This window comes from Bradyrhizobium sp. LeoB3 (assembly GCF_055456055.1).
In genome coordinates this window covers 1-14,561 of sequence record NZ_JBVBEF010000079.1, presented here as the reverse complement: position 1 = coordinate 14,561, position 14,561 = coordinate 1, and the positions used below count along the sequence as shown (strand labels likewise).

Sequence of the window (14,561 nt, the reverse complement as noted above, 5' to 3'; positions counted from 1 at the left end):
GATTGCACGATCCAATCGGCAATGAGAGTTGATTGCACAGCCTCGCTCGACGTCAGCAAGCCACCATCGAATTCGACGGCCGTTAAGAATGCGCAGCGCGCGTAAACGTTCCGCACCGTCGCGCATAAGATGCATGATGCGAAGCGCGTTGACGGCCGCATTCTCCCCAATATGCATACGATATGCGACACCGCGCCGTTCGCACCTATCCCGTTGCGCGCGCCTCACTGGCGAGTCGAACCAACATCTTGCGCAGCTCCGCAGCGTTGCGCACGCGCTCTGGAAATTCCAGCCGCAGCGTCCGCTTGCCCGCCTGAATGTCCATGCCCTCAGGGTCGCAGCCAATGCAGCGCCAATCGGGGCTTTCGGCTCCGAGCAGCCGGGTCGCATAAAGGTCCATGGCGTCGCGGTGAGCCTCGTTCATGTGCTCGACGGCCTCCGCTTCAGCCTCCAGCCACCCGTCCGTCCCAGCCAGATCGGTCAGGAACTGTTCTGGCCTCAGATCGACGATCCGGCCGAAGCCAGCGACGAGGTGGATGGCGGAGGGGATGATCCGGAAGAAGGAAAAATCCTTAAATTCCACAAAGGCTTCCGCGGACGGATGGGCGGCGAGGTAGCGGCGGCGCAGGAGGCTCGCGGCCTCGCCTTCCGCCTGTTCCGCCCGGCCGGCCAGCATGATCCGGGACCCTTCCAGCGGGTCGCCTTCGGCCCGCTCGTCCAGCATCAGCGACACCCTGACGTCGGCGAGCAGGTTCCTGGTATGGACCGCGAGGCGAGAGAGCAGCAGTATCGGGGAACCGTCCGGATGGCTGGCGACATTGACCAGGGAACAATAGGGATCGCCGGTTTCCGGCATCAGCGTTGCCAAAGCCCCTTGCCGGCTCCTCCGGAGCAGGGAACGGGCCAGCCCGGCGGGGTCAAAATCAGCGGTCGGTTGCATCGAAATTACCTAGTAATTGCTTGGCCATGTGGTTGCACTTCGGGGCTTTTTTCGGGTAAACGGGCTCTAGACGGGTCGGACGCGTTCGCGGGGGGCGAGGCGTTTGGCGGAACTCGGTCACACTTCAGCCCACGTTGCGTTGCTCGCTGACCGAGTCCGAAGCCCAATTATGCGGCGCATCACCGGAATGCTCGCCGTTTCAGCCAACTGGAAAACTGAAAGCAGGCTCATGCCCACAATCGCCCTGGTCGACGACGACCGCAACATTCTCACCTCTGTCTCGATCGCGTTGGAAGCCGAAGGCTACCGCATCATGACATACACGGATGGTGCGTCGGCGCTCGATGGCTTCCGCACCTCGCCACCGGATCTGGCGATCCTCGATATCAAGATGCCGCGCATGGACGGCATGGAAACGCTGCGGCGGCTCAGGCAAAAATCCGATCTGCCTGTGATCTTCCTGACCTCCAAGGATGAAGAGATCGACGAATTGTTCGGCCTCAAAATGGGCGCCGACGATTTCATCCGCAAGCCGTTCTCGCAGCGCCTTTTGGTCGAGCGCGTGAAGGCCGTGCTCCGCCGCGGCCAGCCCAAGGATCCGACCGCAGCCCCGAAGGAGCCGGATACGCGCGCGCTCGATCGCGGCCTGCTCAGGATGGATCCGGAGCGCCACACCTGCACCTGGAAGAACGAGCCGGTGACGCTGACGGTCACCGAATTCTTGATCCTTCAGGCACTGGCGACGCGGCCCGGCGTGGTGAAGAGCCGCAATGCGCTGATGGACGCCGCCTATGACGACCAGGTCTATGTCGACGATCGCACCATCGACAGCCACATCAAGCGGCTGCGCAAGAAATTCAAGGTGGTCGACGAGGATTTCGAGATGATCGAAACCTTGTACGGCGTGGGGTATCGCTTCAAGGAAGCCTGATCCGCGGCGAAAGCTCCCCTTTGTTAACTGACACGGTCCGCACCTATGGGGTAGGGTGCGGGCCCAATAGCGTGCATGGTAACACCCCTCGTCAACGAACCGGCAGTTCTGCCTGTGCTTGATCGAACGCAGCCCGACCCGGCCCAAACCGTCGAGGACGCCCAGGCGCTCCTCGAGCAGGAGCAGTTTGCCGACAAGGCGACAGCAAAGCGCTGGCGGCCGCTGGACTGGCTGAGTCGCGCCGGGCAGTTCTTCTTCGCGCTGTCCTTCTCGAGCCTGACCCGCCGCATCGTCTCGCTGAATCTCGCGGGCCTGGTCGCCCTCGTCGCCAGCATCCTGTACCTGTCGCAATTCCGCGCCGGCCTGATCGATGCGCGTGCCCAGAGCCTTCTGGTGCAGGCCGAGATCATCGCTGGCGCCATCGCGGCTTCCGCTACCGTCGAGACCAACACCATCACCATCGATCCGGAGCGGCTGCTCGACCTCAAGCCCGGCGAAAGCTACGGCGTGCCGGACGAATATTCCGACTTCCCGATCAATCCCGAACGCGTCGCGCCGGTGCTGCGGCGCCTGATCTCGCCGACCAAGACGCGCGCCCGCATTTTCGATCGCGAGGGCGGATTGATCCTCGACAGCCGCAGCCTTTACGGCAAGGGCGACGTGTTCAGGATCGAGCTGCCGCCGCCGAACGCGGAGAAGCCGGGATTCGCCGAGCGAACCACGATCGCGATCCGCACCTGGCTGAACCGCGGCGATCTGCCGCTCTATCGCGAGCTCGGCCCGGAGAACGGCACCGGCTACCAGGAGGTCGCGCAATCCCTGAACGGTCAGAAGAGCAGCATGGTGCGCGTCAACGATCGCGGCGAGGTGATCGTCTCGGTCGCCGTCCCCGTGCAGCGCTTCCGCGCCGTGCATGGCGCCTTGATGCTCTCCACCCAGGGCGACGACATCGACCAGATGGTGACCGCCGAGCGGCTCGCGATCCTCAAGGTCGGCGGCGTTGCCGCTGCCGTAATGATCGTGCTGTCGCTCCTGCTTGCGAGCACCATTGCCGGCCCGGTGCGGCGGCTTGCCGACGGCGCTGAAAGCGTCCGCCGCCGCATCCAGACCCGCGTCCAGATTCCCGATTTCAGCCGCCGCCGCGACGAGATCGGCCATCTCTCCGGCGCGCTGCGCGACATGACCAACGCGCTCTACAGCCGGATCGAGGCGATCGAGATGTTCGCCGCCGACGTCGCCCATGAGCTGAAGAACCCGTTGACGTCGCTGCGTTCGGCGGTGGAGACGCTGCCCCTGGCGCGCACCGAAAGCAGCCGCGGCCGCCTGCTCGCCGTGATCGAGCACGACGTCAAGCGGCTCGACCGGCTGATCTCCGACATCTCGGATGCGAGCCGGCTCGATGCCGAGCTGCAGCGCCAGGACATGGCGCCGGTCGATCTGCGCCGCCTGCTGACGACGCTGACCTCGGTCGCCAACGAGACCAAGCTCGGCCACGACGTCGCGGTCGAAGCCCGCTTCGAGGGCCGCGGGCCGACGGACACCTTCGCGGTGCCCGGCCACGACTCGCGGCTCGGACAGGTGATCTCCAACCTGCTCTCCAACGCACAGTCGTTCTCGCAACCGGGCGACAAGGTGCGCATCGTCTGCCGCCGCGTGCGCTCGGAGATCGAGATCGTGGTCGACGACGACGGCCCCGGCATCGGCGAGGACGCGCTGGAGCGCATCTTCGAGCGCTTCTACACCGACCGTCCGCACCAGGGCTTCGGCCAGAATTCCGGACTGGGGCTGTCGATCTCCAAGCAGATCATCGAGGCGCATAACGGACGCATCTGGGCCGAGAACCGATCCGGTCCCGCCGATGCCGACGGCAAGCCGACGGTCGCTGGCGCGCGCTTCGTGGTCAGGCTGCCGGCGCCATGAGCGCCAGCGTGCATGCATCCGCGGTGCTGGTGGGAGAACGCGCGGTGCTGATCCGCGGCCCGTCCGGCTCCGGCAAGTCGCGCCTCGCCTTCGATCTGATCCTCGCCGGCCGTTCTGGACAGCTCCCGCCGGCCGTTCTGGTGGGCGATGACCGTGTCCATCTCGACACAGCCGGCAAAGAATTGCTGGTCCGGCCAGCCCTCGAATTGGCCGGGCTGGTCGAGATTCGCGGGCTCGGCATCCGCCGCCTTGAGTACATACATGAGGCGATCGTGGGGCTAGTGGTCGATCTCGCCGCCGGCGATGCCGAGCGCCTGCCGCCGCCGGAAGCGCTGCAGACCGAGATAAATGGTGTTTTGTTACCGCGAATCCCCGTCGGTGAGGGCATTTCACCCCTGCTACTGGTTGTCGCAGCGTTGACGACAACTGAAAGTTCACGTTCCCGTAATCTAGCGGATGATTGCTTGGGGCGGATTGGTAACCATATCAGCCGCAATATGGCCACTGAATAGACCGGTGCAGACCCGTATTTCTCCGCCCCCAAATTCCGGGAGATTGCCAAGATGCCCTCTTGCGCGGGGCCTCTGGATGGTCAAAGTGGCGCGTTCGTGCGGTGCACCAAGAAGCACCCGCGAGGAGTTTCCGATGATTGGTCTAGTGCTTGTGACCCACGGGCGCCTTGCCGACGAGTTCAAGGCAGCGCTCGAACACGTAATGGGCCCACAGAAACAAATTGAAGCAATTACGATCGGAGCCGAAGACGACGCCGATCTATGTCGCAGCGACATCATCGAAGCGGTCAACCGCGTCGATAGTGGCGACGGCGTTGCTATCCTCACCGACATGTTCGGCGGCACGCCGTCGAACCTCGCGATCTCCTGCATGAGCCGGCCCAAGGTCGAAGTGCTCGCAGGCATCAATCTTCCGATGCTGGTGAAGCTCGCGAAGGTGCGCGAGGAGCGGTCGCTGCCAGACGCGATCGCGATGGCCCAGGAAGCGGGCCGCAAATACGTCACCATCGCCAGCCGCGTCCTTGCCGGCAAATGAGCGCCGAGGGCTCGGGCGAAAACGAAGTCGGCCCGACGGTTCCTGCGGGCGCGATCTCCCGTGAACTTCTGATCGTCAACAAGCGCGGCCTGCACGCGCGCGCTTCCGCCAAGTTCGTGCAGATGGTCGAGCGCTTCGAGGCCGAGGTCTGGGTGACGCGCGGCAGCGAGACCGTCGGCGGCACCTCGATCATGGGTCTGATGATGCTCGCCGCCGGCCCCGGCACCTCAGTCATCGTCTCCGCCATCGGCCCGGAAGCCGAAGCCGCTCTCGACGCGATTGCCGAACTCGTCGCCAGCAAGTTCAACGAAGAAGGCATTTGAGGGCCGGCCCCATGCCTGCTCATTGCGGGCCATTGCTCTCTCCCCCGTCATTGCGAGCGTAGCGAAGCAATCCATCTCGCTGCTTGCGGAGGCATGGATTGCTTCGTCGCTTGCGCTCCTCGCGATGACGGGCGGAGCGTTTCCGATTCAATTGTCAAACAGCCCTTCCGCCGTCATGCCCGGGCTTGTCCCGGGCATCCACGTCCTTTGCCTCCGTGCACGAGGAGAGAACGTGGATGGCCGGGTCAAGCCCGGCCATGACGGAGGAGAGGATTGCGCAATGTGTCCTCCCGTCATTCCGGGGCGATGCATCGAGCCCGGAATCCATCCAACCCCAGAGCATGCGGCGAAATGGATTCCGGGTTCTCGCTTCGCGAGCCCCGGAATGACGGCGGCAGCGTTTGAGGCACGCGAATGCACCCATTGGACAGCGCAGGTCGGAGTGCCTACATCGATAGCTTTGTGTCCGCCCTTGGAGTTCTCGCGATGACCATCGACGACAGGCCTACGATCGCTGCGCCCGATGACGATCCCTATCTTTGGCTGGAGGAGATCGAGGGCGCGCGGGCGCTGGAATTCGTGGAGGGGCAGAGCCGGCTCACGCTGGAGAAATTTGCCGGCGCGTCATTTGCCGCCGATCGCGACACGCTTGTCGCGATCTTCGACCGGCCGGACAACATTCCCTATGTCACCAGGCGCGGCGGGCTGCTCTACAATCTCTGGAAGGATGCGCGGAATCCACGGGGCCTGTGGCGGCGCACGACGCTCGACGAATTCCGTAAATCAGATCCCGACTGGGAAATCCTGCTGGACGTCGACCAGCTTGCCGCCGACGAAGGCGAGGATTGGCTTCTGAACTGGACGTCGATGCGGCCGGGAAATGATCGGCGCGCGATGCTCAGCCTGTCGCGCGGCGGCAGCGATGCGGTGACGCTGCGCGAGTTCAACATGGAGGCGAAGCGCTTCGTCGCCGACGGCTTCGTGCTGCCCGAGGCCAAGGGCGGCGTCGATTGGGTCGACGACGATACGCTGCTGCTGTCGAGCGCCTATGGCGAGGGCATGGCGACCCATTCGGGCTATGCCCGGACTGTCAGGCTGTGGCGCCGCGGCGACGCCGTGGAGCGCGCGCCTGTCGTGTTCGACGTGCCGGCCGACCATATGAGCGCGTCCGGTCAGGTCGATGATTCCGGACCGGTCCCACGGGTTTGGTTCGTCGATCGGCTCGATTTCTTCAACTTGAGCGCCTGGCTCGGCGACGAGACGGGCGCGAAGACGAAGCTCGATCTGCCGACCAGCATCTGGCTGCTCGCCGATCAGGACTGGTTCGTCGTCAAGCTGCGCGAGCCGTGGACGGTCGGTGGCAAGACCTATGCGCCCGATACGGTGCTCGGCGTGTCGTTGTCGGCCTTCCTCGTGGGTAGCCGCGATTTCACCGTCGTGTTCCAGCCGGAGCCGCGGCGAGCGCTGCAAGGCTTCTTCTGGACCGCGGGCCGGCTGGTGCTGTCGATCCTCGACGAGCTGCGGCCGGTGCACGAGATCTGCACGCCATCGGCCGGCGGCTGGACGCGCGCGCGGCTCGAAGGGCTGCCCGGGATCGGCGTCGTCGATGTCTGGCGCCTCGACAGCCATATTTCCGAAAGCAAGGGCGACCTGTTCGCCAATGTGCAGGACCCGCTGACGCCATCTTCCCTGATGCTGATGGAGAAGGTCGGGGCGCCCACGGTGCTGAAGCAGGCGCCGAAGACATTCAACGCGGATGGACTCGTGGTGACCCAGCACGAGGCGATCTCCGTCGATGGCGAACGCATCCCCTATGTGCAGACCGGCCCGGCCACGGAGAGCGGCGATGCGCCGGTCCATCTGACCGCCTATGGCGGCTTTGGTCTGGCGATGAAGCCATATTACAACCCGGCGCTCGGCAAGCTGTGGCTGGAGCGCGGCGGCACCATCGTGGAGGCCAATATCCGCGGCGGCGGCGAGTTCGGTACGCGCTGGCACGACGCCGGCCGCTACGCAGGCAAGCGGTTGGCGCATGACGACTTCGCCGCGGTCGCCGCCGATCTGGTGAAGCGCGGCATCACGCGGCCCGGGCGGATCGCCGCCGAAGGCGGATCGAACGGCGGCATCCTGATCACCAACATGCTGGTGCGCTACCCCGAACGCTTCGGCGCGCTGTTCTGCACCATCCCGCTGATCGACATGCGCCGCTACACCAAGCTGCTCGCCGGCGCGAGCTGGATCGCCGAATATGGCGATCCCGACAAACCCGACGAATGGGCCTGGCTGCAGACCTACTCCGCCTATCACATGGCGACGCCCGGCCAGAAATATCCACCGATCCTGATCGCGACCACGCGCCGCGACGACCGCGTGCATCCCGGCCACGCCCGCAAGATGACTGCCAAGCTGCAGGCAATGGGATATGAGGCCCATCTCTACGAGCCCGCGGCCGGCGGCCACGGCTATGGCAAGGACAACAAGGAACGCGCCGCCTTCATGGCGCTGGGGCTTGGGTTCCTGAGGGAGAAGATCGGGTGGGTGGATGGTGAGGCGTGACTACCCACCCTGTCATTCCGGGGCGCGCGTCAGCGCGAGCCCGGAATCCAGTTCTCCGCTTGCGCATGCGGCCTAATGGATTCCGGGTTCACGCTTCGCGTGCCCCGGAATGACGAGAACGAATCAGCAGCGCGCGAATATCAGGATCATGTTGTTCGCGGGCATTTCGACGGTCGCGCCCAGTGACAGGCCGACGCGCGCCGCCAGCTTCTCGACGTCGGCGATGTCGCGCACGCCCCAGTCGGGATCCTGGTTGCGCAAGGACGTGTCGAACACGGCATTGCTGAGCGCGGTGTGCTTGCCGTCGCGCTTGAAGGGGCCGTAGAGGAACAGCCGGCCGTCGTCGCGCAGGCGGCGTGCGGCGCCTTCGAACAGGCCCTCGGTGACGGACCAAGGCGCGATGTGGATCACATTGGCGCAGAACACCGCGAGCAGCTTTGGCAGCTCGCCGCCCTCAGGCGCAGCACCGGGCCAGGCCGGATCGGAGAGATCGATCCGCAGCGGCGGACGGATATTCGGAAGGGCGGCGAACGCGCGCCAGGCCGCGATGCTCTTCAGATGGGCGTCGTTGAGATCGCTCGGCCACCAGGTGATATCGGGGGTCTGTCCAGCGAAATACACGACATGCTGGCCGGTGCCGCTGCCGGCCTCCAGCACGTCGCCGGAACGCCCTGCGAGGAATTTCTCCAGCACCGCCCAGATCGGCTGATGGTTGCGATGAAAGGCCGCCGCATCGAGCCGGCCGTCGGCCTCGACCCGCCCGCCGTCTTTGCCGAATTCGACCACAAACTCTGGCATGGTGTTCTCCTGTTCCGGTCGCACAAAGCGCAACACCGTAGCGATCCTGCTATTCCGTGCGCGTCGTCGCAATGCGCGATTTGACCGCGGCTCTGTCATAATGGTTACGTCCGTAGCCCGACGCGTAATTCGGGGCGAGCGTACCCATTTCTCCGCTCGTCATTCCGGGATGCGCCGCCAGGCGCAGGCCCGGAATCCATCGCGCCGCATGCGCCCGCGGAGAAATGGATTCTCTGATGTGCAATTGCACATCATAGTTCTCGCTTCGCGAGCCCCGGAATGACGAGCTGAGAGATGGATCGCTCGCTCGTTAAGCTACCGCAGGGTGCGGTGCCGCTTCGCACCGACGAGGGGATGGAGCTATCGTGCCACGCGTTGCAATTCCTTCGTCAGCACATCCAGCGCATCGGCGAGCATCACGCCGCCGCAGACGGTGAGACGTTCGGGGAGCACGATGCGCCTCGCAGGCGGATAGAAGTGCTCAAGCGCCGGATGCAGCAGGAAGGCGCGGCCGTTGTCTTCGGCGCGGTCGCCGGCCTCCGACACCAGGATGAAATCCGGCCTCAGTTGCACGATCGCCTCCAGCGAGGCGTAACCGCCGGCAGCGACGCCTAGGTCGCCGGCGGGATTGAGCAGGCCGGCTTCGGTCAGAAGCGACGAGACCAGGCTGTCGCTGCCGGACACCCAGCCGCGGCGCGCCAGCGGCAGCACGCGATAGTGCTTGCCGGTCGCGGCCTGGCGCGCTCGGGCGATCGCGGCATCTAATCTTGCAATCGCGACCTTTGCGCGGTCCGGATGCTGCACGATCTCGCCCATCTCGCGGATCTGGTCCTTCACCTCGTCCAGCGTGCGCGGCACGCTGAACTCGACGAGGTGAAGGCCGTTGGCCTTCAGAAGCTCGCGCGTTGCGCGCTTGTCGAACAGGCTGGCGACGACGATGTCGGGCTTGAGCACCAGCACGTCCTCCGCGCCGCCGGAAAGGATCGGGAAACGGCGCGCCTGATCGGCGGCAAAGGATTGCCAGGCCTCGCGGGAGTAGCGGCTGAGGCCCAGGATCTGCTGGGGATCGGCGAGCGAGAGCAGCAATTGATCGCTGCAGACATTCATCGAGACGATCCGCGGCGGGCTCGCCGCATGCGCGACAGTGGTGGACAAGACGAACGCTGCAAGGCATGCAGCGAGCCGGCCCATCAGATCTCCGCCCAGGGCACGATCACCGTCTCGCGCTGATGCTCGGCGCGGAAGGCGCTGACGCGGAACACATCGGCCATGACCGCTTCCGACAACGCATCCGCCGGCGCGCCTTGCGATGCGAGGCGGCCCTGCGCCAGCACCAGCGCATGGTCGGCAAAGCGCGCGGCAAGGCCGAGGTCGTGCGTCACCACGATCACCAGCACGCCCTTGTCGGCTGCGGCACGCAAACCCTTCATGACGTCGATCTGGTGGCGCGGATCGAGCGAGGCGGTCGGCTCGTCCGCCAGGATGATCGGCGCCTCCACCGCGAACACGCGCGCCAGCGCAACGCGGCTGCGCTCGCCGCCGGAAAGCTCGGTGACACGCCGCTCCGCGAACTCCATGACATCGGCCGCCTGCATCGCCCGCACCACCGCCTCAGCGTCGCGCGGGGACAGCCGCGCCGGATCGGTCGCGCCATGCGGATAGCGGCCGAGCGCGACGATGTCGCGCGCCGGCAGCGGCCAGTGCACCAGGTGCCCTTGCGGAAGATAGCCGAAGCGTTTGGCACGTTCGCGCAGCGGCAGCGCGGCGAGCGCCTCGCCACCCACCTTGATGATGCCGTCGGAGGGGATGAGACCGGCGAGCGCGCGCAAGAGCGTGGTTTTGCCGGCGCCGTTCGGACCGACCAGCGCGACGAGATGACCTGAGGCGAGTTGCAGCGACACGTCGCTGAGCACGCGGCGGCCGGCGAGCGCGACATCGAGATGTTCTGCGACAAGCGCCGTCATGCGACGCCTCCACCGAGCGCGCGGCGTTCGCGCATGATGAGATAGAGGAAGAACGGCACGCCGATGATCGAGGTCAACACGCCCACCTTGATGTCCGAGGTCGACGGGATGATGCGCACCGCGATGTCGGCCGCAAGCAACAGCGCCGAACCGGCAAGCGCGCTCGGCACCAACAGCCGCGCCGGATCGTGGCCGATGACGGGCCGCATCAGATGCGGCGCGACCAGGCCGATGAAGCCGATGGTGCCGGTGACCGCCACCGCGCCACCGACGCCGAGCGCAACACCCGTGATCACGAACAGCCGCAGGCGGACGACATCGACGCCGAGGCTTTGCGCGGTCTCTTCGCCAAGCGTGAGCGCGCGGAAGGCGCTGGCCTGCGACAGCAGGATGGCGCTACCTGCCACGATGAACGGCAGCGCCAGCGCGACATGCTGGAAGCTGCGATCCTCCAGCGAGCCGAGCAGCCAGAACGCGATCTCGAGCGCCAGGAATGGATTGCTCGCGAGGTTCATCACCAGCGCCGTCGCAGCGCCCGCAAGGCTCGAGATCGCAAGCCCGGCGAGGATCAGGATCAAGAGGCCCGCATTGCGGCCGGCAATCGCGAGCAGCACGAAGACCGAGCCGAATGCGGCGATGATGGCGGCGACCGGCAGCGCATAGGAGCGGACATCGGCCAGCCCCAGCGCGATGACCAGCACCGCGCCGAACGCCGCCGATTGCGGCGCGCCGAACAGCGAGGGCGAGGCTAAGGGATTGCGCAACAGGCCTTGCAGCGCCGCGCCTGACAGCCCAAGGATAGCGCCGATCGCGAATGCCAGGATGGTGCGCGGCAGGCGAATCTCGCGCACGATCACCTGCGTGACATCGCTGCCGCCACCGAACAGCGCCTCGATCACCGTCAGCGGCGACAGCCGCACCGGGCCGGTGCCGAGCGAAATCAGCATCAGCAAGGCAACCAACGCGATCATTGCAACGGTCGCCCCCAACCGCCGCCGCGCGGCGAGACCCGCCGCTATCGTGAAATCATGTGCACTCATCGCGCCCTGCTTCTTGCAGCGAATTCGGTGGCAGACAAGCGACACCGGAACAAAAAAGCGTATGGGAGCCAGGGAGCCGCAGTTTCGCCGGGATTGACTCACGTGCCGCCGAAATCCTAGATGGCCCCCGACGGTTCCTATCGGGATCAAAAGGGAATGCGGTACCGGGAAACTTCCCGTAAAGCCGCGGCTGCCCCCGCAACTGTATGCGGTGAATCCTTCGTCATATGCCACTGGGAGTCTCGGTCCTGGGAAGGCGACGAAGGGTAACGACCCGCGAGCCAGGAGACCTGCCGTCATACGTGGTCACACGCGACGATGTCGGTCGGGGAGTACAGGCATTTGCTTCACCTGAAGCGCGAAACGCGATGGTGAGCCTTGGTTCGCTGTGACGTGCCACTGACGTCATACCGAGGTCTCGCCGATGTTCTCTGCTACCACAGCCACCAAGCAACGCCGCGCGCTGCTGCTCGCGTCGAGCATGCTGGCGCCCGCTTTGTATGTTTCCGCCGCGCAGGCGCAGGAAGCGCCCTCTGAGGAATTGCCGCCGGTCGAGGTCAGGGCGCCCGGCGACCACAACCGCACCCGTGCCAAGCCCGCTTCCGACGGCACTCCAGGCCCCCGGCGTCCCGCGCCGGGCCAGGTGCCGACCAGCGCGCAGCCGGCCGGCGGCGCGGGCGCTGGCGGCGCCGCCGCTGGCGGAGCTTCATCCGGTGGCGGTGGCGGCGGCCCGCAATTTGCCGGCATTGTCGGGACGTCCTCGACCGTGATCACCGCCGACGACATCGCGCATTCGCCGACCCAGGTTCTGGCCGAGATCATCGCGCAGGCGCCCGGCGTACAGCTTCAATCGCTCTATGGCGGCGTGAACGGCGCCAAGACCTCGGTCGACCTGCGCGGCTTCGGCGCGTTCGCCACCGCCAACACGCTGTTCCTGCTCAACGGGCGACGGCTCAACGACATCGACATGGCGCAGGTGGATCTGTCGACCATCCCACTCGATTCGATCGAGCGCATCGAGATCACCCGCGGCAACAGCGGCGCCGTGCTCTACGGCGACAATGCGATAGGCGGCGTGATCAACATCGTCACCAAGACCGGTGTCGGCGGCCCGCCGGTCTCGATCCGCGGCGAAGCCGGCTATGGCTCCTTCAACCAGCGCATGGCCGCGATCTCGACCGCGATGAATTCGGGACCATGGTCGGCGTCGTTTTACGGCAACGGCATCAAGTCCGACGGCTACCGCGTGAACAATGCGCTCGACCAGCGCAACGGCGTCGGCAATCTCAACTACACGACGCCGGACCTGAAAGCCTTCCTGACGGTGACCGGCGACGACCAGAAGCTGGGCTTTCCCGGCGGCAGGCTGGTCGATCCTTCGATCGGCGTCAATCAGCTCGTCACCGATCGCAAGGGCGCCGCCACGCCGTTCGACTATGGCAACCAGCAGGGCGCGAGCGCGACGGCGGGCTTCACCAAGACGCTCCTGAACGGTGTCGACCTAATCGTCGATGGCGGCTACCGCCAGAAGGACACGCAAGGCGCGTTCTTCGGCACCTCGCCATTCATCAGCGCGGCATCCACCTACAATGACGCCGCGTTGCAGACCTGGTCGATCACGCCGCGGCTGAGCATCAACAATTCGATCTTCGGGATTCCCTCGTCGATCCTGACCGGCATCGACTATTACGATGCAACGTTCCACCAGCAGCGCGGCGCGTTCCGGGGCGTGCCGCCGATCCATACCTACGACCTGTCGCAGCAGTCGCTCGCCGGCTATTGGCAGCACACGGTCGGCCTCTTGCCCACCACCGATTTCTCCTATGGCGCGCGGGTGCAGAACACCTGGCTCAGCGCGCGCGATCGCTACGATCCGAACGCGCCGTTCGCCTTCGACGCGCAGGCGACGCCGCTCGACCAGAGCGAGACCAATTACGCGCTGCATGTCGGCGTCGAGCATCGCTTCACCGAAATGTTCTCGGTGTTCGCCCGCGCCGCGCACGCGTTTCGCACGCCCGATGTCGACGAGCGCACGTCCACCGGACCCGCGTTCGATGCGGACTTCAACCCGTTGCCGCAGAATTTCCAGCTGAAGACGCAGACCTCGCACGACGTCGAAGCCGGCTTCCGCGTCAAGACGGGCCGCTTCCAGGTGCAAACCAGCATCTACAACATGGACCTCGAGAACGAGATCCATTTCAATCCGGTGCTGTTCTACAACATCAACCTCGATCCGACCCGGCGTTATGGCTCCGAGACGCAGGCCTCGCTGCGCGTCAGCGATACCGTGTCGCTGCGCGGCGGCATGGCTTACACGCGCGCGGTGTTCCGCGAGGGACAGTTCGCGGGCAACGATGTGCCGCTGGTGTCGCGCTATACCGGCAATCTCGGCGTGACCTGGAATATCTGGGACAACTATCTCGTGTTCGATGCCACGCTGCGCGCCTGGAGCTCGCGCGTCATGGACAACGACCAGGCCAATACGCAGACCCGCATTCCGGGCGATGCGACGATCGACCTCAAGCTCAGCGGCGCCTATGAGCATTTCTTCTGGTCGGTCAGCGCCAACAACGTCCTGAATGCGCTCTATTACGACTACGCCATCGCCTCGAACTTCACGCCCGGCCGCTTCAGCGCCTATCCGCTGCCGGGTCGGACTTTCCTGGTGAAGGCCGGCGCCACGTTCTGAAGCGATCGGCCGGTCCGCGAGCCACGCGCGGACCGGCTTGTTCCGCCCGAATCAGCCATTATGTCGTGATGGCGGGAGATCGACATGGGCGGGATCGGGAAGAGAAGCCAACCTCCGAAGCAGGAAGGCGGCAAGCCAAGGCCGCCGCCTCCACCTGCGCGTCATGAGGAGGACGACGACTACGAAGACGGCGACATCGCCACACCGAAGCGCAATCGCTACGGCCCCGACGACGAACCGTTGTAAGACGCTTCGCGTCATTGCGAGCGCGGAATTGTAGATGGGGTAACGGGCCGCGGTCTGCCCTCCAAGCAAGCCGCGCTTGCTACGGCGCTATGGGTGGCGCGCTGCGC

General features: G+C 65.5%; 13 protein-coding genes and 1 riboswitch. Of the genes, 8 read left to right on the top strand and 5 right to left on the bottom strand.

Translation table 11 applies throughout. The features are described 5' to 3' along the window. Positions 1–205 precede the first annotated feature (205 nt). Positions 206–940 (bottom strand): HugZ family pyridoxamine 5'-phosphate oxidase, encoded by a 735-nt coding sequence (locus ACZXDY_RS34155; protein WP_464348565.1) that lies wholly within the window; start codon positions 938–940, stop codon positions 206–208. Positions 941–1,169: 229 nt separating this feature from the next. On the opposite strand from ACZXDY_RS34155, the gene ACZXDY_RS34150 reads away from it, so the two are divergent. The 6 genes from ACZXDY_RS34150 (at position 1,170) to ACZXDY_RS34125 (ending at position 7,717) form a co-directional block, all read left to right on the top strand. Next, positions 1,170–1,871, top strand: coding sequence for a response regulator transcription factor (locus ACZXDY_RS34150; protein WP_027579989.1), 702 nt, complete (start codon positions 1,170–1,172; stop codon positions 1,869–1,871). A gap of 114 nt (positions 1,872–1,985) precedes the next feature. Beyond that, positions 1,986–3,791 carry a stimulus-sensing domain-containing protein gene (locus ACZXDY_RS34145; RefSeq protein ID WP_464348564.1) on the top strand — a complete coding sequence of 602 codons (1,806 nt, stop codon included), beginning with the start codon at positions 1,986–1,988 and terminating at the stop codon, positions 3,789–3,791. Next, the gene (locus ACZXDY_RS34140) at positions 3,788–4,303 is read left to right on the top strand and encodes an HPr kinase/phosphorylase (RefSeq protein ID WP_464348563.1); all 516 of its coding nucleotides are present in this window, start codon (positions 3,788–3,790) and stop codon (positions 4,301–4,303) included. Before ACZXDY_RS34145 ends, ACZXDY_RS34140 begins: the two co-directional genes overlap by 4 nt. Before the next feature lie 133 nt (positions 4,304–4,436). Next, the gene (locus tag ACZXDY_RS34135; RefSeq protein WP_027579987.1) at positions 4,437–4,838 is read left to right on the top strand and encodes a PTS sugar transporter subunit IIA; all 402 of its coding nucleotides are present in this window, start codon (positions 4,437–4,439) and stop codon (positions 4,836–4,838) included. Next, complete coding sequence (locus tag ACZXDY_RS34130; protein WP_464348562.1) at positions 4,835–5,161, top strand: HPr family phosphocarrier protein; 327 nt, start codon at positions 4,835–4,837, stop codon at positions 5,159–5,161. The genes ACZXDY_RS34135 and ACZXDY_RS34130 overlap by 4 nt, the downstream gene beginning before the upstream one ends. 486 nt (positions 5,162–5,647) lie before the next feature. Beyond that, a complete protein-coding gene (locus ACZXDY_RS34125) occupies positions 5,648–7,717 on the top strand; it encodes a prolyl oligopeptidase family serine peptidase (RefSeq protein WP_464348561.1) in 2,070 nt (689 codons plus the stop codon). A 123-nt stretch (positions 7,718–7,840) separates the two neighbouring features. Here the strand turns inward: ACZXDY_RS34125 and ACZXDY_RS34120 are convergent, their stop codons facing one another. The 4 genes from ACZXDY_RS34120 to ACZXDY_RS34105 all read right to left on the bottom strand — a co-directional run bounded on the left by ACZXDY_RS34120 (position 7,841) and on the right by ACZXDY_RS34105 (position 11,450). Then, positions 7,841–8,515, bottom strand: coding sequence for a DUF938 domain-containing protein (locus ACZXDY_RS34120; protein ID WP_464348560.1), 675 nt, complete (start codon positions 8,513–8,515; stop codon positions 7,841–7,843). A gap of 360 nt (positions 8,516–8,875) precedes the next feature. After that, a complete protein-coding gene (locus ACZXDY_RS34115) occupies positions 8,876–9,706 on the bottom strand; it encodes an ABC transporter substrate-binding protein (protein ID WP_464348559.1) in 831 nt (276 codons plus the stop codon). Beyond that, a complete protein-coding gene (locus ACZXDY_RS34110) occupies positions 9,706–10,479 on the bottom strand; it encodes an ABC transporter ATP-binding protein (RefSeq protein WP_464348558.1) in 774 nt (257 codons plus the stop codon). The genes ACZXDY_RS34115 and ACZXDY_RS34110 overlap by 1 nt, the downstream gene beginning before the upstream one ends. Next, a complete protein-coding gene (locus ACZXDY_RS34105) occupies positions 10,476–11,450 on the bottom strand; it encodes a FecCD family ABC transporter permease (protein ID WP_464348575.1) in 975 nt (324 codons plus the stop codon). Before ACZXDY_RS34105 ends, ACZXDY_RS34110 begins: the two co-directional genes overlap by 4 nt. 183 nt (positions 11,451–11,633) lie before the next feature. Continuing rightward, a riboswitch (cobalamin riboswitch) is annotated at positions 11,634–11,831 on the top strand. Positions 11,832–11,943: 112 nt separating this feature from the next. Between ACZXDY_RS34105 and ACZXDY_RS34100 the strand changes: the two genes are divergently transcribed. Beyond that, a complete protein-coding gene (locus ACZXDY_RS34100) occupies positions 11,944–14,208 on the top strand; it encodes a TonB-dependent receptor (protein ID WP_464348557.1) in 2,265 nt (754 codons plus the stop codon). An 84-nt stretch (positions 14,209–14,292) separates the two neighbouring features. Next, positions 14,293–14,454: a hypothetical protein gene (locus ACZXDY_RS34095; RefSeq protein ID WP_464348556.1), complete on the top strand. Its 162-nt coding sequence runs from the start codon at positions 14,293–14,295 to the stop codon at positions 14,452–14,454. Positions 14,455–14,561: the final 107 nt, after the last annotated feature.